Below are 24,449 nucleotides of genomic sequence, written 5' to 3'. Positions count from 1 at the left end.
CTTGTTTTGAAACCGTTTTCATATTACATAGAAAGGGAATTCTGTGTCAAATATAAAATGGTAACGTTTTCAAAATGTTGTAATATTAAATGCCAGAAGGTAGCGCAGCACGGATTTGGCTCAACTTCTCTCATAGATGATTGCAGATCTGGATGGCGTGTCAGTCGCGTAAGGTGTTACAGCAAAGCCGTGTGAATTTTGCAACAGGCGCATATAAAAACAGGAGAACTTGCTTCTATTCATGAAATGAGTTCCAGAAACAGGAGACTTTGAATGAAACCAGTATCAAATATCAGGAATATTTTGATTGTGGGCGGTGGAACTGCTGGTTGGTTGACCGCATGTTTTTTGGCCAGCAATCTTTCTCTCGCTAAAAAAGCAGGTGCATCCCCGGATGGCATCAGCATTACCCTGGTGGAATCCAAAGAGATAGGCATCATCGGTGTAGGAGAGGGCAGCTTTCCCTCCATACGCGGCACCCTGGCCGCCATAGGCATTGACGAGGCGCGTTTCATTCGCGAATGTAATGCCACATTCAAGCAAGGCATACAATTTACCGACTGGGTAAGACCTGCTGGTGCAGAAGGGGATGCACATTATTTCCATCCCTTCAGCCATCCCAGCCAGCGCCAGGGTGGGCCGGAATTATTGCCTTACTGGTTGCTCGGTGCTGCCGGTTCTGGCAAGGCACGTCGTCAGTTTGCCGATGCGGTCAGCATGCAAAAGCGCATTGCCGATGCGCATCGCGGCCCCAAGCGTTTCGACGACAAGGATTTTCTGGGCCCCATGAATTACGCCTATCACTTTGATGCCGGCAAACTGGCGACCCTCTTATGCGAGCATGGCAAATCATTGGGTGTGCAACAGGTGCTGGCAACGGTCGAACATGTGCAACTTGATGATGACGGTGCCATTGCCGCCGTGCATACCAAAGAAGGGCTGGCACTTACTGCTGACCTGTATGTAGACTGCACCGGTTTTCGTGCTGCCCTGATAGGCGAAGCACTGGGTTCCCCTTTCCGCAACATGAATGACGTGCTGTTTGTGGACCGTGCCGTGGCCATGCAGGTACCGTATGCACAGCCAGATACACCCATCCCTTCCTACACCATTTCCACTGCGCATGAGGCCGGCTGGACCTGGGACATAGGCTTGCAGCAAAGACGCGGCATAGGCTATGTGTATTCCAGCCGCCACACGGATGAAGCACGGGCAGAGCAGGTCTTGCGCAATTACATAGGCCCGGCATCAGATGGCATGTCTGCCAGGTTGCTGAAACTGAATGTGGGCTACCGCGAAACACAATGGGTCAAGAACTGCGTGGCGATTGGTTTGTCCGGCGGCTTTCTGGAACCGCTGGAGTCATCCGGCATCGGCCTGATAGAAACGGCCGCCTATCTGCTGACTTATCTGTTCCCATTCAATGGTGAACTGGCACCGGTTGCCACCCAGTTTAACCAGCATATGAAGGAACGTTATGAACGCATTATCGATTTCGTCAAAATGCATTACTGCCTGACGCAGCGCAAGGACAGTGCATTCTGGCGCGACAATGTTGACCCTTCCACCATCCCCGAAAGTCTGCAGCAGAGAATGGCAATGTGGCGTTGCCGTCCGCCCAATCGCATGGATTTCGTGACTGACCTGGAAATGTATCCACCATCCAGCTGGCAGTTTGTCCTGTACGGGATGGAATTCCAGACCGACATGGGCATCAATCAATTTGCCTACCCGCGTTTTGAAGAAGCCGCTAAAGAGTTCCAGATGATCGCGCAGATGTCCCAGCATGCCATGAATGACTTGCCTGATCACCGGAAACTGGTTGAGCACTTGTGCAAGGTATCCGGCGGTATGCCGGTGGCGCGCCGGGCTTGATCAGGCTGTCAGGATGTTTGCTGCCTGGGCCGACTGCAATGACGCCCTTATGACGTCCTTATGACGCCGCAAATTGGTCTGGCCTCTTTTGATGAGTAATCATGAGCAAAAGCTGATTGGAAGTACCGGCGTTTGCTCATTTGAAAAGAAGCGTGCTATCCTGATTGTGAAAAGCTTTTCATAGTAAGACTTACGTAAAATTGCCCTAAAGCCTTATAGCTTCTGGCTGTACGGCCGTACTGTTTGTACTGCTGGTGTACTTCGCCTTGCTGGAACAACTTTGCCTGAGTCCTATGTGTTTAACAATGATCTTTCCAAAGAATCATCCCGCCCTACGGAAGGTATTGCGTGGTCGAAAAAAATAGAACAAAAAATGAGCCAGTGACTTTATTGGATGTAGCACGCGAAGCAGGTGTTTCACCCAGCACCGTGTCGCGCATACTCAATGGTACTGCCAAGGTGTCGCCAGACAAGCGCAAAGCTGTTGAAACTGCCATCGCAGAAATGAAGTTCGAGCCTAACCAGTTGGCGCAAGGCCTGAAAAGCGGCCGTTCCATGACCATAGGCATCGTAGTGCAGGATATTGCCAGCCCTTTCTTCGATGAAACCCTGCATGGTGTGGATGAGGGGCTCAAAGGCACAGGCTATGCATCCGTCATCGTCAGTGGTCACTGGAATGCAGAAGAAGAGGCGGCACGCATCAAGCTGCTGCTGGCGCGCAAGGTGGATGGCATCATCCTGCTGTCTGGCCGCATTGCCGACAAGACGGTATTGGAATTTGCCCGCGACAAACCGATCGTCGCCACTGGCCGTGCCCTGCAAAGCAAGACAGCAGTGGGCTTCAAGCTTGACAATGAGCATGGTGCCTATCTGGCAACCCGTCACCTGATCGAACTGGGTCACAGACGCATTGCCTTTGTCACTGGCCCTGCGAATAATACGGATGCGCTGGAACGGCAGGAGGGCTATCAGCGTGCCCTGCAAGAATCGAATATCGCATTCGAAGAAAACCTGGTGGTCGAAGGTAATTTCCATGAAGCCAGCGGCCTGATGGCGATCAACCGCCTGCTCGAAACCCAGCAGCAATTCAGTGCCGTCTTTGCTGCCAATGACCTGTCAGCCTATGGCGTGCGGCTGGGTTTGTACAGAAAAGGCATACGGGTACCGGAAGATATTTCCCTCATCGGTTTCGATGATTTGCCCAGTTCACTCTATACCACGCCACCCCTGACGACTATCCACCAGCCTTTGTATGACATGGGTTTGCTGGCCACCAGGACACTGCTGGGTTTGATCAGCGGAACCGATGTGGACCTGACCTTGCCAGGGCTGGAATTGATCGCCAGGGAAACTACTCGGCGCCTGAGATAAGCTTAACTAAACTTAACCAAGCTGAACTAAGCTATAACAAGTTCGGGCAAGCCCTCCTGTCGCAGAACGGTGTCTTTTAAGCCTATGGGTAGCCTGCTGCCTGCCAGCTTTATCTACTCTCATCCTTCCTGGCATGAAACCAGCGGCCAACGTATCGCATCGCCTTTCAACGCCGTTTGAAGCTTCATACATATTCTTTGTGTCTATTTTTTCAGGTCACTTATTGGAATGCGCTGGTAGTGACAGCAACTGGCCGGTTGCTGTTTGTCTGTTTGCAAAACATGGAAATCTTGGTTAAACTCGCATCGACATCGGACATCGTACAACTTGCCTGAAGAAGCCCTGTGCATCAAGGGGCCAGCTCAGCAGCAGTAACGATTGAATGGCTGCTTTCTTTTTCAGCATCTCAGGTGGCGCCAAAGCGAAAAAACGCGATAACAACTAAATGGAGAGCAGACAGTGAACAAACATCAAGCGCACCCGGTCAATCAGAAACGCCGCCGATTGCTGCAGGCAGGTGCAGTGCTGGCCAGTAGTCTGTCTCAACCCGTACTGGCCGCAAGCAAGGATGATCCATGGCAGGCAGCACAAACCATTATTGACCGCTGCACCCGTACACTGAATTTTCGCCAGCAAGACTTTGTAATTACCGCCTATGGTGCCAGTGAATGCGAAGTCGGGCAGGCGGATGCTTTCATCTCTCATGATGAGCGTGGCAAGGTCAAGGCACCCAAACCAGGTGCTGCCGATTCTTATCCGGCGATTACGGCAGCCATCGCGGCTTGCCATGCGACTGGTGGTGGGCGCGTACTCATACCAAAGGGTAACTGGTTATGCTGTGGCCCCATGGTACTGCGCTCGAATGTACATGTGCATCTGGCTGCCGGTGCCCACCTGTTTTTTAGCAATGAGCCAACCGACTACGCACGCCATGGCGACTATGATTGTGGCCCGAATGGAAAGCTGGTGCTATCACGCTGGCAAAGCAATGACTGTCTGAATTTTTCGCCGCTGGTGTACGCCTATGGCCAGCAAAACATCGCCCTCACTGGTGAAGATGCCACCAGTATTCTGGATGGTCAGGGTGGCGTTGCCTTTCCCGGCAGTAAAGATTGCTGGTGGGGCTGGGCCGGCCGCAAGGCAGACGGTGCACCCGCGAATGACAGGCAAAGCGTGGTTAATCCGCGCAATCCGGCTTCGCTGGAATCACTGGCACCCGGTTTGTCGCCAGAACAGGCAAAGCTGATCGAAGGCGGCCGCGAAAGCTGGCGCTCCGACCATTATTTCCTGCCCGCCTTGTCTGAGGCAGGAGTGCCGGTTGAACGCCGGATTTTTGGTCTTGGTCATTTCTTGCGGCCACATATGATACAGCTGATAGGTTGTACCGATGTATTACTGCAAGGCTATCAGGTGCAGGCTGCGCCGTTCTGGTTGCACAATCCTGTCAATTGCCGCAATGTTCTCTTCCGCAATGTACAGATGAACAGCATGGGCCCGAACAGTGATGGTTTCGATCCGGAATGCTGCGACAACGTGCTGGTCGATGGCTGCACCTTCAATACCGGCGACGATTGCATTGCTATCAAGGCTGGCAAAAATCGCGACATCCAGTATGGTGTAACACGCAATATCGTGATCCAGAATTCCATCATGAATAGCGGTCACGGCGGCGTCACGCTGGGTAGCGAGATGGCTGGCGGTATTGAAAACATCTATGTGCAGAATGTGGAATTTCGCAATCTTCACTGGGCCAGCGATGCCCTGCGCACTGCCATACGTCTGAAAACCAATATGAACCGTGGCGGATTTTTGCGTCACCTGTATGTGCGCTATGTGACTTTGCCTAACGGGGTGCAGACCAAGGCCAGTTTTTCCAATTTGTTGCCAGGTTCCGAGGTGCCGCCACGCAGTGCATCGGTCGGCGGTGGGGCGGTCGTTACTTTCGATTGCGATTACGCCCCCAGGGATGACGTGATGCGCATACGGTCGCCACAGGTATCGCATGTCTACATCAGCGGAGTCAAAGTCAGCAATGTGAATACTGATCAGGGCGCGCGTTCCTGCTATCAGGCGATAGTCTTGCTCGGGCCCTTGAAATCCAGTTACAACGGCCCGGACAAGCCCGTGGTGTCGCCCATTACGAACGTGACCATCAGTGACTGTGATTTCGGCACACCGGTAAATGACAAGCAAGCGTGGTTCATCCATAACGTGCGTGATCTGGTATTGCGTAACGTCACCATTGCGAACAAGGTTTACAACGAAGTGCTATCTGCGTGACGCAGTGCCCCGGTCCTGCCGCACGTTGAAATGCTGTAGTACCAGTTCAACATGTCCTGGAATACGCATGGCAAATAACATGTCTTATTTTGAGCATGTCTTCAGCTAGCTGCAGGATGGCTCATCGCGTCAGCCATGCAATTCCATATAAAAAGTATTGCACAATGAATACTTATTCAGGAAATAGTGCTTTGGCAGATACCTGCATATAAAAGCGGCATTATTTACTTTTATTCCAGTTATTTCTCATTTCCAACCCCGATTTCGTCAGTCTGTCGCAAATGCCAGGCCAATTTCCCCTGGATTTGTCAGAATGCCTGCCTGAGAGATGGTGTTTGTCTTGACGCTGAAAGGGACGGGGACTATATTACTGACTCAAAAGTAAGTTAATTGATTTATTGCTATAATGTCATGTCCTTTTAAGCCTAAATGGGAGCGTCGTAAGGATGCCCGCCCGCAAGAATTGCTTGCTGCTGCCCTTGAACTGTTTGTCGAGCGCGGTTTTGCTGCGACACGTCTGGATGACGTGGCGCGTACTGCTGGCGTTTCCAAAGGTACCTTGTATTTGTATTTTTCCAGCAAGGAAGAGTTATTCAAGGCAGTCGTCAGGGAAAGCATCGTGCCTTTGATTGGGGCGGCAGAGGATGCGATTGGTCAGTTTAACGGCAGCAGCGAAGAGCTGTTTCGCCTGATCACGCATACCTGGTGGGACAACGTTGGCAATACCAAGTTATCCGGTTTGCCGAAACTGATGATGGCAGAAGCCGGGAATTTTCCCGAACTGGCCAGGTTTTATCAGGAAGAAGTTGTTGATCGTGGTGAAAACCTGATGAAAACAGTGTTGCGTCGGGGCATGGAGCGCGGTGAGTTCCGTCAGGTGGATCTGGAAATTGATGCCAGAATACTGACGGCACCCGTGATCATGATGATGATGTGGAAGCATTCACAAGGTGTCTGCCAAATTGATCCTGGCAAGCTGGATACCTATCTTGAGCATTATATAGAAATCGCATTGCATAGCTTGCGTATATAGAAAAAATTTGATGCACCACCAGAAGGTTCGAGTGTAACTGCCGCGAGCATGACAATGCCTGCGCGGGATGATGCGGGTTGCGTTTGCGGCGGTTTTGCTTAGGTCCAGTTATATATAGATGCGCTGCTTGACCCTTACACAGTGTCAGGCATTAAAGTCAGGGTTTCATCTGATCCTGGGGACTTGTTGCCCATGTTTCCAGGTCTTGAAACAATTACTTTTTGGAAAAAACAATCATGTTAAAGCGCAGGACATTCTGGATCATCGCTGTAGTGGTGCTGCTGGCAGCAGGCCTGCTGCTGGCCAAAAGAAAATCGCAGGGGACTACTGCTGCCGCTAATGCAACGACTGCAGCGACTGTCAGTGCCAGCACAGCAGTGCAGGTACTGGAATTTTTACCAGCCGATATTACCGAAGTCAAAACTGCCGAAGTCAGAAAATTGCTGGTATTGTCAGGCGCTTTGCGTGCAGTGAATCAGGCTGCGGTCAAAGCCAAAGTGGCAGGTGACATCACCGAAGTGCTGGTGCGCGAAGGTGAGGCCGTGCAGGCGGGCCAGATACTGGTGAAGATGGATAGCAGCGATTATCTGGCGCGGCAGGAACAGGCACGCGGTGCGCTGGCTGCAGCCCAGGGGCAACTTGAAATCGCCCGCACTGCGCGCGACAATAACCGCGCCTTGCTCGACAAGAGTTTCATTTCCAAGAATGCCTACGACAATACCAATAATCAGTATGCGATAGCGGTAGCCAATGTCGATAGCGCCAAAGGTGCGCTGGCTGTGGCACAGAAAGCTCTGGCAGATACCGTCATCCGGGCGCCGATTAACGGCATGGTCAGCAGCCGCATGGTGCAGCCTGGCGAAAAGATATCCCCCGATAATCGCCTGCTGGATGTGGTCGATTTGCGCGTGCTTGAAATGGAAGCGCCGGTACCGACCCAGGATATTGCCAGCATCCGCATCGGTCAGGCAGTGCAATTGAAAATCGAAGGTGTGACTGCGGCGGTGGAAGGCAAAGTCGTCAGGATCAATCCGTCCACGACTGCCGGTTCGCGTTCCATCATGGCCTATGTGCAGGTTGCCAATCCCGATACGGTATTGCGTGCCGGCATGTTCGGCGAGGCGCAACTGGTGGTAGATAAAAAATCCGACGTACTCACCGTGCCGGACACTGCCATACAGTATGAAGCTGAGCAGGCTTTTGTGTATGCGATAGAAAACAATGTCTTGCAGCAAAAGCCGGTGAAACTGGGTTTGCGTGGTGACAGCAAGGGCCAGACCGTGGTTGAAATCACCGCAGGTCTGACGCCGGATGCCCGCATTGTTAAGGCCAACCTGGGACGCTTGCGTGCCGGTGTTGCCGTCAAACTGATAACCGCCACAGGCAAGGTGTAAGCATGTGGTTCACACGTATCAGTATAGGCAATCCGGTGCTGGCTACCATGATGATGGTGGCTTTTGTGGTGCTTGGCCTGTTTTCATATCAGCGCCTGCGGGTTGATCAATTTCCTGACATTACCTTTCCGGTGGTCGTCATCCAGACTGATTATCCAGGTGCTTCGCCGGAAACCATCGAATCGGATGTGACGCGCAAGGTGGAAGAAACCGTCAACACCATCAATGGTATCAGCGCACTGACGTCGCGTTCGTATGAAGGTACGTCGGTGGTCATCCTGGAATTTGACCTCACGATAGACCCGGCACAGGCTGCGCAGGACGTGCGTGAAAAAGTAGCGCTGATCAAATCCACCTTCCGTAAAGAAGTCAAGGAACCACGCGTCACCCGCTACGATCCTTCGGACAAGCCCATCTTTTCCGTATCGGTAACGAATGACGACAAAATCAAGAAACGCGATTTCCGCGAGCTGACCACCATCGGTGATCAACTGGTCAAAAAGCGTCTGGAAAATGTACGTGGTGTCGGCTCTGTCACCCTGGTCGGTGGTGTCAAACGCGAGATCAAGATTTACCTGAAACCGAATGAGCTTGAGGCACTGGGGCTGGGCGTGGATCAGGTCATCACTGCCTTGCGTAATGAAAACCAGGAATTGCCTACCGGTGCCATCCGTGCGCTGGACAATGAAAAAGTGGTACAGATACAGGGCCGCATCCAGAATCCGCAAGACTTTGGCCGCATCATCGTTGCCCGTCGTGGCGGACAACCGGTCTTGCTGTCGCAGGTGGCGACCGTACTGGATGGGCAGGAAGAACAAGAGAGTCTGGCCCTGTATAACGGCCAGCGTACCGTGGCGCTGGATATCCTGAAAGCCCAGGGGCAAAACACCATAGAAGTAGCCAACGGACTGACTGAGGCGCTGAAGGCACTGGAACCGCAGTTGAAGGCGCAGTATCCCGGTGTCAGGGTGCAGGTCATCAAGGATGGTTCCCGCCAGATACGTGTGGGTGTGGAAAATGTCCGCCGTACCCTGATAGAAGGGGCCGCACTGACAGTATTGATTGTTTTCCTGTTCCTGAATTCCTGGCGTTCCACGGTCATCACCGGCCTGACCCTGCCGGTTGCACTGATAGGCACCTTCCTGTTCATGGACATGTTTGGCTTCACCATCAACATGATTACCCTGATGGCCCTGTCGCTATGTGTGGGTTTGCTGATTGATGATGCTATCGTGGTGCGTGAAAACATCGTGCGTCATGCCGGCATGAAGGTGAATGGCAAATTCAAGGATCACCATACTGCTGCGCTGGAAGGCACGGCAGAAATCGGTCTGGCCGTGCTGGCGACGACTTTCTCCATCGTTGCGGTGTTTTTGCCGGTGGGTTTCATGGGCGGCATCATTGGTCGTTTCTTCCATCAGTTTGGCATTACCGTCACGGCTGCCGTGCTGATTTCCATGTTCGTGTCTTTCACACTGGACCCGATGCTGTCATCCATCTGGCCTGACCCGGATGCCCATGGTCACACTGCGACAGATGAAAACGGCAAGCCCATTCGCAAAGGCTGGTATGCGAATAGCATAGGCCGTGTGCTGGAACAGTTTGAACGTGGTGTGCAATGGTTTTCGCGTGGCTATCAGGTCATGCTGCGCTGGTCGCTCAGGCACCGCGTCAAAACCCTGCTGATCGCGGCCCTGACTTTTTTCCTGGGGCTGGCGATACCCGGCACTGGTCTGATCGGTTCTGAATTCGTGCCACAGGCGGATTACTCTGAAACCGGCGTCACCTATTACACACCGGTAGGTTCATCGCTGGAACTGACAGAAACCAAGGTGCATCAGGTGGAAGCCGTGGTCAAGGAATTCCCGGAAGTACTGGATACCTACAGCACCGTGAACACCGGTGCGGCGCAGGGCAAAAATTATGTGACCACTTTTATCCGTCTGGTGCCACGCAAGGACAGGGCCAGATCGACGGTGCAGATGTCGGTGCCGTTGCGCGCACGTTTGAGCCAGATTGCCGGTATTACCGTCACCCACATCGGTGCGCTGGATGGCGTGGGTGGTGATAACAAGAACCTGCGTTTCAGCCTGCAAGGCAGTGACCTGGTGGAACTGGGTAAATTATCGGAACAGGTGCAGGAAAAATTGCGCACGATTCCTGGCCTGGTTGATCTTGATTCCAGTCTGAAGGCACAAAAACCAACCATCTCGGTACAGCCACGCCGTGATATCGGGGCTGACCTGGGTGTGGGTGTGGCCCAGATAGGCGGTGCCCTGCGGCCTTTGCTGGCAGGTGAAATCGCCACCACCTGGCGGGCGCCGGATGATGAAAACTATGATGTCACGGTACGTCTGTCACCCAACGACAGGAATAATGCCGAAGACCTGTCGCGTCTCATGCTGACCAGTTCACAGACGAATGCCGACGGCTCGCCAAAGATGGTGCCCTTGCGCCAGGTAGCTGATATCAAACCATCGACCGGTGCCAATCAGATCAATCGTCGTGATTTGAACCGTGAAGTCGAACTGTCTGCCAATGTGGTGGGGCGTTCTGCCGGTGAAGTCAGTGCTGAAGTCAAAAAAGTGCTGGAAGGCATGCAATGGCAGCCCGGCTATCGCTACAAGATGGGTGGCGCGACCAAGAACATGACCGAATCCTTTGGTTATGCCCTGTCAGCGCTGGCCCTGGCAGTAATTTTCATTTACATGATACTGGCGTCGCAGTTTGCCAGCTTCCTGCAGCCTGTAGCCATCATGTCGGCTTTGCCCATGACTTTGATTGGCGTATTCCTGGCCCTGATGTTCTTCCGTTCAACGCTGAACATGTTTTCCATCATCGGTTTCATCATGCTCATGGGATTGGTTACCAAGAATGCCATTTTGCTGGTAGATTTTGCCAATCAGGCAAGAAAAGATGGCATGGATCGCATGGAAGCACTGCTGGAAGCTGCGCATGTGCGCCTGCGCCCCATCCTGATGACGACGCTGGCGATGGTGTTTGGCATGGTGCCACTGGCTTTTGCCCTGTCAGAAGGTTCCGAGCAGCGTGCACCGATGGGCCAGGCAGTAATAGGTGGGATTATCACTTCGTCATTGCTGACTTTGGTGGTTGTGCCGGTGATTTACACCTATCTGGATGATTTGGGCCTGTGGATTACGCAAAAATGGCGCGGTAATCGTCAAACTGCCCAAGTGCTTTGATAAAATGCCGGTTCCCTATTAATTTTGCAATCGAGTAAAGACATGAACATCGAAAAAGCCCGCTTCAACATGATAGAGCAACAAATCCGCCCATGGAATGTCTTGAACCAGGAAGTGCTGGACATGCTGATTGTTGTCAAGCGTGAAGATTATTTTCCGGCAGAACAAAAAAGCCTGGCGTTTTTTGACACGGAACTGCCTTTGCCCGATGGCAGCAAGGCCATGACACCAAAACTGGAAGCCCGCATCCTGGAAGAACTGGCCCTGAAAAAACAGGAAACAGTATTACTGATCGGCGCTGGCAATGGTTACCTGGCAGCGCTGCTGGCTTACCGCGCGCGTCATGTCACGGTGCTGGAATCATCTTCAGACTTGCGTGACCTGGCTATCGGCAATCTGGCGAACAACCATGTAAGCAATGTGGATGTCGTATTGGCAGATGCATTCAGTTTCAAACATACCGGCACCTATGACGCCATCGTCATCGCCGGCGGTCTGGAACAAGTACCCGAACAATTGCAAAAGCAATTGAATACCGGTGGCCGTCTGCTGGCGTTTGTTGGCCAGTTGCCTACTCTGACTGCGCAGTTGCAGACCCGTACTTCCGGCACTGATGTATCGACACGCAATTTGTTTGAAACCGTGGTTGCCCCTGCTGTTGGTGCGGCACCGGTTTCGCATTTCAGCCTGTAAATTTCAATCGATACGCTAGAACACAACGGAAAAAATCATGCAACACATCACTGCCACCGAGCTTGCGCAATGGTTGAACGATAGCAGCAGAAATCCACCTGTTTTACTCGATGTACGGGAACCTTGGGAACATCAGACTTGTCATATCCCCGGTGTGCAACTGATGCCCATGCAAACGGTACCAACGAGTTTTCATGACCTGGAACCGGATGACGTGATTGTCTGTATCTGTCATCACGGCGGACGCAGTATGCAGGTAGCAAATTTTTTAGAGCGTCAGGGTTATACCCAGACAATTAACCTGACGGGTGGGGTGCATGCATGGGCGCAGCAAGTCGACCCGGCAATGCCTACCTATTAATTTACTTTTTTTTCGGAGCGTTACATGCGTAATCCTATTCTTGCCACACTGCTTGCCAGTGCCTTCCTTTCTCTGAATGCAAACGCCACAGATTTGCTGCAAATCTATAAGGATGCTCTGGCCAATGATGCGCAGTATGCAAGTGCCCGCGCATCGCTGACAGCTGGACAGGAAAAACCGATACAGGGTCGTGCCGGACTGCTGCCAGGTATCGCTCTGAGAGGAACAGATACCAAATCCAGCACCGACGCTGAAGTCGATGCCGTTGCCGGTTCCCGTACCGTGAAAGGCACATCCAATGCCTGGACGCTGGCCCTGTCGCAGCCCTTGTTCAACTGGACCAACTGGCAGCTATATGAGCAAAGCAAGTTGCTGCTGCTGGTCAGCGAAGCACAGTTTGCCCAATCCAAACAAGACCTCATCGTGCGTGTAGCACAAGCCTATTTCGATGTGCTGGCAGCACAGGACACGCTGGAAACCCTGCGTGCACAGAAGAGCGCCATCTCTGAACAATTGGCTTCTGCCAAACGCAATTTTGAAGTCGGCACTTCCACCATCACCGACACCCATGAAGCGCAAGCGCGTTATGACCTGGTGACTGCACAGGAATACGCAGGCCAAAGTGATCTGCAAGTCAAGCGCGCAGCCTTGCAACAAATTATTGCCAAGGAAGCCGGTGAACTGGCACCACTGCAACCGGGCGTGAAACTGAATGCACCATTGCCGGCAGTGATTGATGACTGGGTCAGTTCGGCAGAAAAACAGAATTACAGTGTGGTCGCTTCGCAAGTGGCGGTGGAAATTGCCAAGCGCGATATCGAAAAAAGCCGCGCTGGTCATTACCCGACAGTTGACCTGGTAGCGACGACCGGTCGGCAGTCGACTGGTGGCGCGACTAACCCGCCTTCAAGCGGTGTCGTCAAGCCTACTACCATAGGCATACAATGGAATATCCCGCTGTTTTCCGGTTTTGCCGTCAACAGCCGCGTCAAGGAATCGATCGCGCTGGAAGACAAGGCACGCAGTGACTATGAAAATGCACGCCGTACTGCGGCTCAGGGTGCACGTCAGGCTTTCGTTGGCGTGACTTCTGGCCTGGCCCAGGTGAAGGCCTATGAAGCTGCGGAAATCTCCAGCCAGTCTGCACTGGATTCAAACAAACTGGGTTATCAGGTTGGTGTACGTATCAATATCGACGTGCTGAATGCGCAGCAACAGTTGTATACAACCCGTCAGACTTTGGCAAAAGCGCGTTATGACACTGTCCTGAATGGCCTGCGTCTGAAGTCTGCAGCCGGTACGTTGAAAGAAGAAGATTTGGCAGAAGTGAATGCCTTGCTGCAGCATTGATTCGCATTGATTCGCATTAATTCGTATTGATTGCAGGTTCAGACAACCTCGTAAAAAAGCTCGCTTCCAGCGAGCTTTTTTATTGAGATGGTGAGAATCGTGAAAATGGTGAAAATAGCGTGGCTGATGAGTGATGTCTGTTCAAGTCCCGACACGCTTGCCGATTTCACGATAGGCTTCGCTGTGTTCCTGCAACCATTGGTGGGTCAGGTGCAGATTATCGTGGTCCCAGGGTTGAAAGCCGGGCTTGAAATAAGCGAGATAATGCGGCAGTGAAAACCACAACAGTCCACGGCGGCCAAAGTAAAATTTTAATCCTTGCCACAAGGTTTTGGCTTTGAACAATTCTCCATCGCGATACAGACAATGCGTGGTTTGTACCAGGGTATCAAGGCTGAACAGCATCGTTACATAGAGCAGCCAGGCAACCCGCCGCCAGTAGCCGCCTCCCAGCGCCTGATAGACATCAAAGACCACGGATTTGTGTTCGGTTTCTTCTATGGAATGCCAGGTCCATAGGCGTTTCATTGGTTCTGTTGCATCGTCCACCCATTTTGCCTCACTCAAAACGCCATCGGCAAAAATCGCCGTGAAATGTTCATATGCCATGGTGACTGCCAGATTGTTTTTGACACCCAGCGCGGCTGCCGTGCGTATGCGCCAGGCGACAAAGGGTTCGATGAAATAGCTGAGACCCTGAGCATTCAGTTGCAGGTTGTATTGTTCATGAATATGGCGATGAGTGGATTCCTGGCCGATAAAACCCCTGACATCGGCCTTTAATTTTTCATCTGTCAGTAGTGGCAGGGCTGCACGCACGCTGTCGATGAAATACTGTTCACCCAAAGGAAAACTGAAGGACTGGGCATTGAATAACTGTGAGCGAAACGCATCGTTACCCAGCCAGTGGCGTGGAAAACCTTGAGAGAAATCGATATGCAGATGCCGGACCTGCAAAGTTGTATCTGATTTGCCTGGTGCGCTGTTTTCTTCAATCCCGCTCATCTTGTTTCTCCATGTTTAATCATGGAAAACAGTCTAAACAATATGCGTACAGCGTACTTGTATCAAGGCGTCAAATTTGTACCGACCCGTCATTCGACCGATAAAAACAGGTCATAGAAATCTTGCGCAGCGATGCGATAAATCCAGTAGGCCGGGTCTTGTCCATTGATTTTTTGCCTTAGCTGGGCCGGTGCAATACCTGCCAGTTCCAGGTATTCCCTGTGCATGTGGGCCTGGTCGTAATAACCGGTATCTTGCGCAATCTGGGTCAGATCACCCCAGGCGACATCCGGCTTGATCAGGGACGGCAGGGATTGGCCAAAGCGCACGATACGCCGCACGTCACGTAGCGTGACACCAAAAGCATCACGCACCCGACGTTCAAGTTGCCTTTGCCCTATACCAAAATAGTCGGACAGATCAAGCAGCGGAAAGAAGATTTTCTTGTGTGCAGCCAGGAAGGCGGCACCGATACTGCTCTTTTTTTGATGATCAAGTATCTCCAGCAAAAAATCCTGAAACAGGCTGACGATACGGTCAATCTCTTGTTCATTCTCCAGGGATTGCAAGAAGGCATAGAGTTTTTCCTGGTCCACCAGCTTGTCCATTGTGACGTAGCCGTCAGCGATATCGTTGGCGTTCAGGCCGGTCGCCTGATTCAGCATGCCGGGACGCAGACAGACTGACACGGTCAGGGTATTGGTTTGATAATGCACATGCATGGGCATCATGGTTGGACCACGCAAGAAAAAGCGTGGTGATTCCGTGCGGCTTTCATCAGCATTTTCTATGCAGCCGCCTCCGCGCACGAACAGCATGATGGCTGGGCATAGCGTGGCAGGCAAGGATGCTTCGCAGCCGTCCAATTCCACGACCAGTATATGCATGAGCAACGGCACCAGCCTGGGGTGCGCGGGGAAGACGTGGTGTCTGACAGGGGAGACGGTGATATTGGGCTGGTTCAAGATACAGTAAGCAGTATAGGCATGATCAATCACTGCATTTTACTGGTTTTACACGGATGCTGGCCCATGTATACAAGCCACTTTATCAAAGTCACTTACGTGGCTTCTTAATCGACAATAAACAGCTTGGCTCCGGCAGTTGTCGATGAGCGGTGGGCCTCGGCGTTGTCCGCTACCTGATAGCTCATGCCTGCCCGCAAGTTCATTATGCGGCCATCGTCCAGTTCTGTTTGCAATTCACCTTCCAGGCATAGCAAGATATGGCCTTTGCTGCACCAGTGGTCTGCCAGATAACCGGGCGTATATTCAACCATACGCACGCGTACAGTGCCGAAGTGGCAGGTGCGCCAATAGGCTGTACCGGTCACGCCCGGATGGGTGGTGGCCGGGATGGAGTTCCAGTCTGTCGTACCAAAGGGGATGTCCGTGATGTTCATAATTATCCTTCATCGCTGCCAGTTGAAAACAGGTACAACTGTAGACTGGCTGTTGCGAAAGCACAGGTAACAATTACGGCTTATTTTGACGACATTCTGTAATGCAGTTCAGTTGTGCTGTCAGACGCAGGTCTGTAAAACAGCGATGTCGCCCGCAGTGATGAGATTGATGTTGCGGGAAATTTTTTCTACCGGCCAGTCCCACCATGCCAGCTCTTCCAGTGCAGCGATGACTTCAGGCGCAAAGCGCTGACGCAGTGCTTTGGCAGGATTGCCGCCGACGATGGTATAGGCCGGTACATCACTGACGACAACAGCGCGGGAAGAAATAATGGCGCCATTACCGATCTTGACACCCGGCATGATGAGCGCTTCATAGCCTATCCAGACATCATTGCCAATGACAGTGTCACCCTTGTAGGGCAGCGATGCCATATCCATGGGTGTGCTGTCCCAGCCATTGCCAAAAATTTGAAATGGATAGGTAGAAAAGCCAGCCATATTGTGATTGGCACCGTTCATGATGAACTTGACGCCACGGGCCAGTGCACAGAATTTTCCGATGATGAGTTTGTCACCGATAAATGGAAAATGATAGAGCACATTGCGCTCGAAATTTTCTGAGTTTTCCGGATCATCGTAATAGGTGTAGTCACCAATGATGATATGAGGGTTGTTGACGGTATTGCTGATATAGCAGACTTGCGGAAAGCCTTGCATCGGGTGTTTGTTGTCTGGGTCTGGGCCGTTCATATGAACCTTTGGCACTGAAAAAAGTTTTGGTTTTTTATATACGTGCCAAGTCTAATCATGCACGCTTGGGCATCTCAATTTTTTGGCAATTCGTTCATACATGCAATACCAATTTGCTCATCCAGTCTGTGATTGATGGTAATGCTGCAAAAACGCAGGATGCTCATACCTATCAACGCTCGTTCGTCGGTTTTGTCGCTATGACGTATTTCCTTTTGAAGCACGACGCTGGCGAGAGTCAATTCCTTCCCTGCGAAGGATATCCTGGTAGGGGTGTCATCTCTCTGACCCTTGCCGCAACCCGCCACACCCCGAACTGCACAATCCATTTCCTTGAGACTTCTGCCCAGATAGTCTGCTTCAAATTTGGTGGTGCCCGAGCCGGTGTCCAGCATGGCCAGCACAGGCGCACGGGTTTCAGCGGTAATTTCAGTAAAAATTTTATTCTTTTTGTACCAGTAGGCTTTACTGGTTTTTTCCAGAACGAAGGGCTTTGTTTTAGGATTGACTACCCATTTCTGGTGGGCAAAGTCGAGTTGAATGGGGTTGTCAAATAAGAGCTGTGGTGAGATCACGCCGGCAATGCCCAATTTGCTCATGTCCGGATTGTCGGGAATAATGACGACATTGTTCAATGTGACTTCATGCGAGGCCATGCTTGCATGAAGCATAGCCAGTACCTTTATGGGTACCGGATTGCCCGCATGGTCTTTGCCTTTACCTACTTCAGGAAGCTTACTCGTATCGATGCCCAATAATCTGGCCGTGCTGTCATTGATCACCTGATTGCTTGAGCCTGAATCGACGATCAGTTTCAAGTTTGTATTGCCGATGTTGACGTCAACCGTGAATACCGACGCTTGTGCGTTCCAGGTCATGGGAATGGTCAGCGGTCCATACTCAACAGACTCAACATATTCAGCAGCAATGGCACTGCTAGTAGCGCTGGTAAGGAGCGCGACGGCAGTTCCCAGAATAAATAATAAGCTGCTTTGTAAGTTGTATCTTTGCATGGCAAAACTATGCCTCCAATTTTTCTATTGTGTGGATTGCAATAGTGAGTCAATCAAACGATGCAGGCCCGCTGTCATGGCTTTGACCGAACCTTGCATATCCCATTCATCATTGTGAATATTGACAAAATTGGAGATAGCGCGCAACTCCAGGAAGGCCTGGTTTTCTTGCAGGCAGACATGAAAAAAAGCAGCACCTTCCATATTTTCCAGATCAACTTCACCGGTATCCACAAACGGTGCCATGGCTGCATTCAATGACATGCTGCGTGCCAGCGGGAAGAGCGGGTTGGCTGGTATATGCGGGCAGGCCAGGGTATGGCGGCGTTCAAATTCCATGTCTATCGGTAAATGGGCGAGATGCACAAAGCCGGATGGGTTGAAGAAGCCGAGATCGCCTTCCACTTCTGTGGTGATCAGGGTGACATCGCCGATTTTCAGGCCGGAATGGGGATAGGCACCAGCGATGCCTGCCATGATCAGCAAATCGGGCTTTTGTTGACAGATCAGTTTGGTCGTCGCATGCGCCGTGGCGCTCAGGCCGACACCAGAGATGATAGTGCTGACATCGTCACGCTGAAACAGGCTGGCTTCGGTCTGGGTGGGGAATAGTACGGTGATTTTCATGGTTCTCTTGTGAATCGATAACTTATAAATCGATAAATTTCTGACATGCTTTGCCTTATGATTTTTCTTGCTGACAGATTATCGCATTGAATTGTTGACATCAGTCAGAGTACAGCATCGCTGCTTTTGGGTTTGAGCCGGTGTGAGGCACCTGGCGAATTACCCTGTTTTTCACTGGCTATTGTTTGAATTGAGCGTGGAATTTATCCTCTATACTTAGCAAAAATAGTGTTTTTGCTGCCCAGAAAAGTAGCTGCGCTGTAATTATCGGAAATTCTGCCGTTATTAGGCTAGAGGCTTGCTTGCAGGTAAGTTGCGCCATGTTTTGTTTTTCTTTCCTTTGCTGTAAATCGTTCAGGTGCAATGATGGCCAAAACCAATAAAGAATTTGTCACAGGCCTGTATCAGGTGTTGTGGAATAAACCAGCTGATCAGGCCACGGTCGATCTGTATGCGGCACGTCTGGATTCTGGGCTGCTGACACGTGCTGGTGTTGAATACAATTTTTTGACTGCAACGGATTACAGCCCGGCAGCGGAGCAGATTGTGCGGCTTTATTTTGCGGCATTCAATCGTATTCCTGATTATGAAGGATTCCTGTTCTGGATGGGCGTGCAAAGAAACGGCGGCAGTAATTTGCAAGTTGCCCAGACCTTTGCACAGTCAGAAGAGTTTGTTACCAAGTATGGTAGCAACATATCGAATACTCAGTATTTGAACCTGATCTACCAAAACGTACTGGGGCGTAATGCTGATGCTGCGGGTCGTGATTACTGGCTGCAGCAAATGGCCAGTGGTATGTCGCGTGGCGAAATTCTGAACCAGTTTGCGCAATCAGCAGAATTTCAAACCTCCGCAGCAACGAAGGTATACGCCAGCGTGGTGTATACGACCTTGCTGGGACGTATGCCTACTGCGGCAGAGGCAGCAGCAGCCCCCACCAATGTTGAACAACTGGTGCTGAAGGTGGCGCAAGCTTCCGAAGTGGCACCGACCATCGGCAGTATTACCTATTCTTCCACGGTATTTAATGAAAAGCAGCTTAATGACGGCAGTATCGTCAATACCATTACCCTGACCGTGACAGGCGATACTTTCAAAGGCAATGTCGGTACCACTCTGGGGAAAATATCGAATGTGCCAGTCGGTCTGACGGCCAGTCTGACCAAGACCACTGATACCACGGCGACCCTGACATTGACGGGTTTCGCCACCAGCAACAATAGTATCAATAATGTCAGCAATCTGACCGTAACGCTGGACAATACCTCGTTTACCGGTGGCAAGGTGGTGAATATCATCAATGCCGTCAAGTCTGACCTGCAAATCAATTTTATCGATATCCCCTTGAATGAAACCAATCATCTATTGAGTGGCAAGGGCGCATTGACGACACCGCTGTCGGTGGATTTGTTGCTCGATAAACTTTTGCTCGACGGTAAAAACCTGGATTTACTCAGTGGCAGCATACAGCAGGTCAACAACGTCGATCTTAGCAGCCTGGCTGCTGCTACCACCACGACCACCGGTGGTAGCAAGGTGACGGTGACGACTACTATCAAGGGGGATGACGGCAACAATCTGCTGATAGGTTCTGCTTACCCGAATTTTTTTGAGGGCGGTAAAGGGAATGACACCATGCAGGGTGGGATAGGTATCGACACCTATGCGTTTGGTATTACGCCGCAGGCAAATGGCAATGACCTGATCACCAATTTCACGATAGGCAAGGGTGGGGATGTATTGAATTTTTCATCCTTCCTGAATAAAACCGGTACTACCAAGATTGCTGCGGTGAACGCTGCCAGTACGGTGCCCAAGGCCTGGGCAAATGGTGATGTGTTAACTGTCCAGGGCAATGCCCTGGACCCGGCAAAACTGGCCGCCTTGTTCGGCACCGGCAAAGCCTTCGCTGCCCCGACGGTCGCCACCAAGATGGTGCTGATCACTGCAGATATCATAGGCGACGCCAGTATCTGGTTTGTGATTAATCAGAACGATGTTGCCAACATAACACCCGATGAAATTACCCTGGTTGGCACGCTCAAGAATATCAATAACCTAAGCCTTGTTGGATTTGATGTGACGAACTTTTTGTAATGCGGAGCATTGAAAAAACTGGCGTTATTTCACTTCTGGTACGCCATATTTAAATAGCAGCCTTAATTTATGCGGCAACAAAGAAAATACCTGCAAATAGTTTGTCAGCCTGATTTTTTTGTTCTCTTGTATGCTTTTTCTCATACTCGACAGGCGTTTTCTTTCTACCCATTGCGCAGTAAGGCAATTCCAATAGACTTCGGTAAATAAACGCCAACTGCGTTTTACCAGGCTTAGCACCAAACCTTCGATCAACAACAGACTTAAATGCACAGGCACCAGGATATATACCAGTGGTGCGGGGCAGGTCATGATCATGACGAAGGTTTTGTTCCTTTCCGAAATCGTCCGGCGGGATAGCTTGGTACTCAGTCTGTTTTCCAATATCCTGCCACCACCAAAACTTTGCCCGCCCCAATGACGAAAGCCGGATATTGGAAGCGCCTGTACCGGATGTCCGCGCAGGCGTGCAACGGTGCAGATATAAACATCTTCTGCAATTGAACCGAACCAGGCAGGGAAGCCACCAATATCATTCCACAGTGTCCTGGGTATCCACAGGCAGGCACCGATCACCATGCCGACACCGGGCAGCGCGCGATCAAAATTGGGAATGGGGTTAAAAAACAGATCAAAGGTATTGCCCACGTCGACCAGATCACCAGTCGGCAGGTCGTATTGTGGCAAGCCCAGTATGGCTGGCTCATTCAGCGCTTGTGCGTGTGCATGGAGCCGGGCGATGGCGTCGTCAAACAGTTCGGCATCGTTGTTCAGCAAGAGTATGTATTCACCGCTTGCGGCTTCAACCATGCGATTATTGGAAACGCAAAAGCCTGCATTGTCTTTGCTTGCAATAAGTACGACGGACGGATAGTTGGTGCGGATATATTCAGCAGACCCGTCGGTTGAGGCATCATCATGGACGATAATTTCGATGAGGCCAGCAAATTGCTGCTGCAAGACAGATTGCAGGCAGGCGTCGATGAGCTTGAGTCCATTGTAATTGGCAATGCAGACGCTGCAGACGGGTGTTTTGTCCGGCCTTGATACTGGAGTCATCTTGCTTTTATCCTTGCAGGCTTTGCCAGGTCAGTGCTATCCCCTGGTCGAGTGAAACCTGAGGCTGCCAGTTCAATTGCCGGGCCAGCTTGTCATTGTTGAGGACAATCCGTGCCACATCTACCTGGCGTGCTGGCTGATAATTCACTTTGAGCTTGCGCCCGCACACGGCTTCGATGCTGCGTATGACTTCGTTAAGACTATGGCCCACGCCATAGCCGATATTGTAGCTGCCACTGATATTGCCCTGTTTGATGATGGCCAGGCAGGCATTCACCAGATCATCGATATACAGAAAATCACGTATGGTTTCGCCGTCGCCCCAGATATCTATGGCGGTGTCGCGCAATACATGTTCCAGCATGGTACGGATAACACCAAAGCCCGGTCGGAAGGGTTGGCCACAGCCATACACATTGGATGGCCGCAATATACTTATCTTGCTGTCCGTCTGCACCTGGCAAACCTGCAAAAATGCTTCTATGGCGATTTTACCGGCACCGTAATACGAGCGTGGCGAGAAAGGGGCATTTTCAGATACTGGTGAGCTGTCCGGATTGCCATAAAACGTGCCGCCAGAAGAAAAGAACAGCAATTGTTTAGGGCCGCATTCATTCAGCAATTCAATGAGACGTAAGGTCGGCAATATATTCTGGTTTGCTTCCAGCATAGGCTGCCTTGCCGATACTCCTGGTGTCGTCGACGATGCCGCATGGATAATCGTCGAACAGAATGGCAACAGCGTGCGCAACAGATCGCTGTTGTCCATACTGCCACGGTGTACTTGTACATTTGCTGGTGAGGCGGGGTCAGCATGCCTTGCCAGGATATGGATGGGCTGTTGCCGGCAAACAGCATCATTTTGCAGGCCGCGGGCAATCGCTGATCCCATGAAGCCAGTACCGCCAATAATCAGGATGCCATCGTTGCTCATTTTTTTGCCATCAAATCAAAATAGGCTGATTCATAACGACTTGCGCAATCGTCCCAGGTACCGATTTCTGTTTTTATCCAGGCTTGAGCTGCTTTGCCTGTGCGTTCATTATTCTCTTGAACGTCAAGGAAATCCAGTGCCTGTTGCAGTTTGGACTGGCTATCGCAAATCCATCCGGTTTTTTTGTCCTGCACCAGGCTAGCATGTCCAGGTATGTCAGAGACGATTACCGGCAGGCCAGCGGCCATGGCTTCCAGCAAGACCTGCGGACGGCCTTCATCATGCTGACTGAGTGTCAATACACCAGCTGCTTGTGGAAACCATTCGCCAACCAGAGCAGTGGGGTTGGTGGGACCGTGATAATGCAGCCAGTCAGGCAGTTCTATCTGCTCTTGCATGGGGCCGAAAAGATGTATTTCGCGTTGTTCGTGCACCAGATTTTTGGCCCATTCCAGCAAGCTACCCAGCTTGTTTTTAGTGATGCGGGTAATGACCAGCCATTTCTTGATCGCTGGTGCCGGAGTGTGCCTCTGCACGGCAAACCACTTCTTTTCCACCCCGAAAGGAATGACGCGAATTTCAGCGACGTCACCAAAGGCTTCTTGCAATGCTGGCTGCATCCATTCTGCGTTGGGGGCAATGATGCAGGAGCGTTGTGCCATGACACGACGCAGAGCTGTCTTCATACCCGGCAGGCGCAGCAGGGCGAAGTCGGTACCGAGGACAGTAATCAGTGCCGGCGTGGAGGTTCCCCATAAAGGCAGGGCGTTTTGCAGCCAGTTGACATGGGCTACATCAGGCCGATACGGTCCGCGATAAGTATGTTGCAGCAGGTTTAATAGTTTAAGTACGTGAAACACGCCTTTTATACCTTTGCTGCGCACGATATGGGCGATGCCACCTTCCGCCAGCATGCTGTCCAGCCATAATGCATCTGTAGCTGACAGGCTGTTACGGACATTGGCAGGTATATCACCGGATGGTGCCAGCAGGCTGAGCGTCAGCGCCGGTTTTTCCGACAGGGATTGCAACATGTCGGCAATAAATCGTCCCTGCCAGTCTTTTGCATTTTTCGGATACGAGGTGCTGACCAGCAAGACATCAAGACTAGCCTTATTGGCCGGATGGCTCATTGTCGCTATCCTTGTAGTGCAAGGCAGATACCTGCTCCGAGACTATCCCGATCAGGAAGGTGAGTATGGCCGAGATAAACATCAGCGCACTCATATTGGTGAAGCGGTGTGTGGTGATAAACGTGTACAGATAATAAGCCAGTCCGGTCGTGAAAAATGACAGGCTGATCGGCAGGAACAGCTTCTGTGGTGAATACAGGGTACCAATCTTGATAATGATCAGCAAGAACCGGAAACCGTCCTTGATCACATGTACATGGCTTTTACCGATGCGTTTCGGCGCTTCGATCGGCACATAGGCGATTGCATAGCCAGCACGAAAGAAACTCATGGTAATCGTGGTCGGATAGGAAAAGGTATTCGGCAGCAGGTACAGGAATTTACGAAACTTTTTGGCATTCACGGCACGAAAGCCGGATGTCAGGTCATGTATCTTTTGTCCCACCATCCAGCTCGACAGACGATTGTAAAAACCATTGGCAACGGCGCGATGGGCACCTGCTTGCGACGCCCGGTCACGGGCACCGACTACCATGTCATATTTTTCACCTAATTTCGCCAGCAAGCGTGGAATGTCTTCCGGTTTGTGCTGGCCATCCGCATCCATGAATAGCAGCGTTTCACCCTTGGCCGCCCGGGCGCCAGACTTGATGGCACCGCCATTGCCTATGCTGTAAGGGTGAGAGATGACTTTCACCTGATTTTGCTGACATATTTCTACCGTGTTATCGGTAGAGCCATCATCAACGACGATGATTTCTGCGTCGCCTGCATATTCGCGCAGTTTGGGCAACAGGCTCTGCAGGGAAGCAGCTTCGTTCTTTGCAGGAAGGATGATGGACAGGGTAGCTGGCATAATAATG

The 24,449-nt window shown here is 51.4% G+C and carries 20 protein-coding genes; 10 read left to right on the top strand and 10 right to left on the bottom strand.

What is annotated here, in order from left to right; genetic code table 11:
- The first annotated feature begins 273 nt into the window (after positions 1–273).
- The 9 genes from H8L32_RS20605 to H8L32_RS20565 all read left to right on the top strand — a co-directional run bounded on the left by H8L32_RS20605 (position 274) and on the right by H8L32_RS20565 (position 13,560).
- On the top strand, positions 274–1,875 hold the full coding sequence (locus H8L32_RS20605; RefSeq protein ID WP_186949147.1) for a tryptophan halogenase family protein: 1,602 nt from the start codon (positions 274–276) through the stop codon (positions 1,873–1,875).
- A gap of 381 nt (positions 1,876–2,256) precedes the next feature.
- Complete coding sequence (locus H8L32_RS20600) at positions 2,257–3,246, top strand: LacI family DNA-binding transcriptional regulator (RefSeq protein ID WP_329605211.1); 990 nt, start codon at positions 2,257–2,259, stop codon at positions 3,244–3,246.
- A gap of 459 nt (positions 3,247–3,705) precedes the next feature.
- Positions 3,706–5,526, top strand: a complete 1,821-nt coding sequence (locus H8L32_RS20595; protein WP_186949146.1) for a glycoside hydrolase family 28 protein — start codon at positions 3,706–3,708, stop codon at positions 5,524–5,526.
- Between the two features lie 406 nt (positions 5,527–5,932).
- A complete protein-coding gene (locus H8L32_RS20590) occupies positions 5,933–6,559 on the top strand; it encodes a TetR/AcrR family transcriptional regulator (RefSeq protein WP_186949145.1) in 627 nt (208 codons plus the stop codon).
- Positions 6,560–6,795: 236 nt separating this feature from the next.
- Positions 6,796–7,953, top strand: coding sequence for an efflux RND transporter periplasmic adaptor subunit (locus tag H8L32_RS20585; protein WP_186949144.1), 1,158 nt, complete (start codon positions 6,796–6,798; stop codon positions 7,951–7,953).
- Between the two features lie 2 nt (positions 7,954–7,955).
- Complete coding sequence (locus H8L32_RS20580; RefSeq protein WP_186949143.1) at positions 7,956–11,156, top strand: efflux RND transporter permease subunit; 3,201 nt, start codon at positions 7,956–7,958, stop codon at positions 11,154–11,156.
- Between the two features lie 42 nt (positions 11,157–11,198).
- Positions 11,199–11,849: a protein-L-isoaspartate O-methyltransferase family protein gene (locus tag H8L32_RS20575; RefSeq protein WP_186949142.1), complete on the top strand. Its 651-nt coding sequence runs from the start codon at positions 11,199–11,201 to the stop codon at positions 11,847–11,849.
- Between the two features lie 37 nt (positions 11,850–11,886).
- Positions 11,887–12,210, top strand: coding sequence for a rhodanese-like domain-containing protein (locus H8L32_RS20570; protein WP_186949141.1), 324 nt, complete (start codon positions 11,887–11,889; stop codon positions 12,208–12,210).
- 24 nt (positions 12,211–12,234) lie between these two features.
- Positions 12,235–13,560: a TolC family outer membrane protein gene (locus H8L32_RS20565; protein WP_186949140.1), complete on the top strand. Its 1,326-nt coding sequence runs from the start codon at positions 12,235–12,237 to the stop codon at positions 13,558–13,560.
- A gap of 141 nt (positions 13,561–13,701) precedes the next feature.
- Here the strand turns inward: H8L32_RS20565 and H8L32_RS20560 are convergent, their stop codons facing one another.
- From H8L32_RS20560 to H8L32_RS20535, 6 genes are all read right to left on the bottom strand, one after another.
- Positions 13,702–14,565, bottom strand: coding sequence for a metal-dependent hydrolase (locus tag H8L32_RS20560; protein WP_186949139.1), 864 nt, complete (start codon positions 14,563–14,565; stop codon positions 13,702–13,704).
- An 89-nt stretch (positions 14,566–14,654) separates the two neighbouring features.
- Complete coding sequence (locus tag H8L32_RS20555; RefSeq protein WP_186949138.1) at positions 14,655–15,452, bottom strand: helix-turn-helix domain-containing protein; 798 nt, start codon at positions 15,450–15,452, stop codon at positions 14,655–14,657.
- A 185-nt stretch (positions 15,453–15,637) separates the two neighbouring features.
- Positions 15,638–15,967, bottom strand: a complete 330-nt coding sequence (locus tag H8L32_RS20550; RefSeq protein ID WP_186949137.1) for a DHCW motif cupin fold protein — start codon at positions 15,965–15,967, stop codon at positions 15,638–15,640.
- A 120-nt stretch (positions 15,968–16,087) separates the two neighbouring features.
- Entirely contained in the window at positions 16,088–16,720 is a 633-nt protein-coding gene (locus H8L32_RS20545; protein WP_186949136.1) for a Vat family streptogramin A O-acetyltransferase, read from the bottom strand.
- 74 nt (positions 16,721–16,794) lie between these two features.
- Positions 16,795–17,733, bottom strand: coding sequence for an aspartyl protease family protein (locus H8L32_RS20540; protein ID WP_186949135.1), 939 nt, complete (start codon positions 17,731–17,733; stop codon positions 16,795–16,797).
- A gap of 24 nt (positions 17,734–17,757) precedes the next feature.
- Complete coding sequence (locus H8L32_RS20535; protein WP_186949134.1) at positions 17,758–18,360, bottom strand: phosphorylase family protein; 603 nt, start codon at positions 18,358–18,360, stop codon at positions 17,758–17,760.
- A 366-nt stretch (positions 18,361–18,726) separates the two neighbouring features.
- Between H8L32_RS20535 and H8L32_RS20530 the strand changes: the two genes are divergently transcribed.
- Positions 18,727–20,460, top strand: coding sequence for a DUF4214 domain-containing protein (locus H8L32_RS20530; protein ID WP_186949133.1), 1,734 nt, complete (start codon positions 18,727–18,729; stop codon positions 20,458–20,460).
- Positions 20,461–20,484: 24 nt separating this feature from the next.
- Here the strand turns inward: H8L32_RS20530 and H8L32_RS20525 are convergent, their stop codons facing one another.
- The 4 genes from H8L32_RS20525 to H8L32_RS20510 are packed head-to-tail and all read right to left on the bottom strand — an operon-like array spanning position 20,485 to position 24,442.
- Positions 20,485–21,519, bottom strand: a complete 1,035-nt coding sequence (locus H8L32_RS20525; RefSeq protein ID WP_186949132.1) for a glycosyltransferase family 2 protein — start codon at positions 21,517–21,519, stop codon at positions 20,485–20,487.
- 7 nt (positions 21,520–21,526) lie between these two features.
- Complete coding sequence (locus tag H8L32_RS20520; protein ID WP_186949131.1) at positions 21,527–22,453, bottom strand: NAD-dependent epimerase/dehydratase family protein; 927 nt, start codon at positions 22,451–22,453, stop codon at positions 21,527–21,529.
- On the bottom strand, positions 22,450–23,586 hold the full coding sequence (locus tag H8L32_RS20515) for a glycosyltransferase family 4 protein (protein ID WP_186949130.1): 1,137 nt from the start codon (positions 23,584–23,586) through the stop codon (positions 22,450–22,452). Before H8L32_RS20515 ends, H8L32_RS20520 begins: the two co-directional genes overlap by 4 nt.
- The gene (locus H8L32_RS20510) at positions 23,567–24,442 is read right to left on the bottom strand and encodes a glycosyltransferase family 2 protein (RefSeq protein ID WP_186949129.1); all 876 of its coding nucleotides are present in this window, start codon (positions 24,440–24,442) and stop codon (positions 23,567–23,569) included. Before H8L32_RS20510 ends, H8L32_RS20515 begins: the two co-directional genes overlap by 20 nt.
- Positions 24,443–24,449 lie beyond the last annotated feature (7 nt).

The organism is Undibacterium hunanense (genome assembly GCF_014284335.1).
Classification (GTDB): Bacteria; Pseudomonadota; Gammaproteobacteria; order Burkholderiales; family Burkholderiaceae_D; genus Undibacterium; species Undibacterium hunanense.
This window is presented reverse-complemented; position numbering and strand designations above follow the sequence as displayed.

What these genes read in the sequence shown, in the direction of transcription:
- H8L32_RS20535 (WP_186949134.1), bottom strand. Translation starts at nt 18,360, where the DNA reads ATGAAAATCACCGTACTATTCCCCACCCAGACCGAAGCCAGCCTGTTT.
- H8L32_RS20560 (WP_186949139.1), bottom strand. Translation starts at nt 14,565, where the DNA reads ATGAGCGGGATTGAAGAAAACAGCGCACCAGGCAAATCAGATACAACT.
- H8L32_RS20540 (WP_186949135.1), bottom strand. Translation starts at nt 17,733, where the DNA reads ATGCAAAGATACAACTTACAAAGCAGCTTATTATTTATTCTGGGAACT.
- H8L32_RS20575 (WP_186949142.1), top strand. Translation starts at nt 11,199, where the DNA reads ATGAACATCGAAAAAGCCCGCTTCAACATGATAGAGCAACAAATCCGC.
- H8L32_RS20570 (WP_186949141.1), top strand. Translation starts at nt 11,887, where the DNA reads ATGCAACACATCACTGCCACCGAGCTTGCGCAATGGTTGAACGATAGC.
- H8L32_RS20515 (WP_186949130.1), bottom strand. Translation starts at nt 23,586, where the DNA reads ATGAGCCATCCGGCCAATAAGGCTAGTCTTGATGTCTTGCTGGTCAGC.
- H8L32_RS20555 (WP_186949138.1), bottom strand. Translation starts at nt 15,452, where the DNA reads ATGCATATACTGGTCGTGGAATTGGACGGCTGCGAAGCATCCTTGCCT.
- H8L32_RS20550 (WP_186949137.1), bottom strand. Translation starts at nt 15,967, where the DNA reads ATGAACATCACGGACATCCCCTTTGGTACGACAGACTGGAACTCCATC.
- H8L32_RS20545 (WP_186949136.1), bottom strand. Translation starts at nt 16,720, where the DNA reads ATGAACGGCCCAGACCCAGACAACAAACACCCGATGCAAGGCTTTCCG.
- H8L32_RS20590 (WP_186949145.1), top strand. Translation starts at nt 5,933, where the DNA reads ATGTCATGTCCTTTTAAGCCTAAATGGGAGCGTCGTAAGGATGCCCGC.
- H8L32_RS20580 (WP_186949143.1), top strand. Translation starts at nt 7,956, where the DNA reads ATGTGGTTCACACGTATCAGTATAGGCAATCCGGTGCTGGCTACCATG.
- H8L32_RS20510 (WP_186949129.1), bottom strand. Translation starts at nt 24,442, where the DNA reads ATGCCAGCTACCCTGTCCATCATCCTTCCTGCAAAGAACGAAGCTGCT.
- H8L32_RS20605 (WP_186949147.1), top strand. Translation starts at nt 274, where the DNA reads ATGAAACCAGTATCAAATATCAGGAATATTTTGATTGTGGGCGGTGGA.
- H8L32_RS20565 (WP_186949140.1), top strand. Translation starts at nt 12,235, where the DNA reads ATGCGTAATCCTATTCTTGCCACACTGCTTGCCAGTGCCTTCCTTTCT.
- H8L32_RS20520 (WP_186949131.1), bottom strand. Translation starts at nt 22,453, where the DNA reads ATGAGCAACGATGGCATCCTGATTATTGGCGGTACTGGCTTCATGGGA.
- H8L32_RS20525 (WP_186949132.1), bottom strand. Translation starts at nt 21,519, where the DNA reads ATGACTCCAGTATCAAGGCCGGACAAAACACCCGTCTGCAGCGTCTGC.
- H8L32_RS20585 (WP_186949144.1), top strand. Translation starts at nt 6,796, where the DNA reads ATGTTAAAGCGCAGGACATTCTGGATCATCGCTGTAGTGGTGCTGCTG.
- H8L32_RS20530 (WP_186949133.1), top strand. Translation starts at nt 18,727, where the DNA reads ATGGCCAAAACCAATAAAGAATTTGTCACAGGCCTGTATCAGGTGTTG.